A 456-nucleotide genomic window follows, 5' to 3' on the forward strand; every position below is an offset into this window, starting at 1 on the left:
GTCGGCGGCCAGCCAGCCCAACCGCCCGACGGCCACCGTCCGGCCCGCGACGACGCCGGTGACGCCGCTGCCGCCGTGGTTCTCGAACTCCGTCACCGCCGGGAGCGGACCCGCCTCGGCGGCCGTCGCAGCCACCGCCCGGGCGATCGGATGCTCCGATGCGTCTTCCACCGCGCCGACGAGCCGCATCAGGTCGGCGGTCGTCACGCCGTCGGCGGGGTGCACGGCGGCCACCGCCATCCGGCCGGTCGTCACGGTGCCGGTCTTGTCCAACACCACCGTGTCGACCCGCCGCGTCGATTCGAGGATCTGCGGGCCCTTGATCAGGATGCCCAGCTGGGCGCCGCGACCCGTGCCGACCAGCAGCGCGGTCGGCGTCGCCAGCCCCAGCGCACACGGGCACGCGATGATCAGCACCGCCACGGCGGCGGTGAACGCCGCTCCGGCGGCGGCGCC

Annotated in this window: 1 protein-coding gene; it reads right to left on the bottom strand. The window is 76.1% G+C overall.

Annotated features, from left to right (window positions below; all coding sequences use genetic code 11):
- Nucleotides 1-456 (bottom strand): HAD family hydrolase (locus Q2100_RS31645; protein WP_302917176.1); only part of this gene is annotated, 456 nt, incomplete at both ends.

Source organism: Mycolicibacterium arseniciresistens, assembly GCF_030519285.1.
GTDB lineage: Bacteria > Actinomycetota > Actinomycetes > Mycobacteriales > Mycobacteriaceae > Mycobacterium > Mycobacterium arseniciresistens.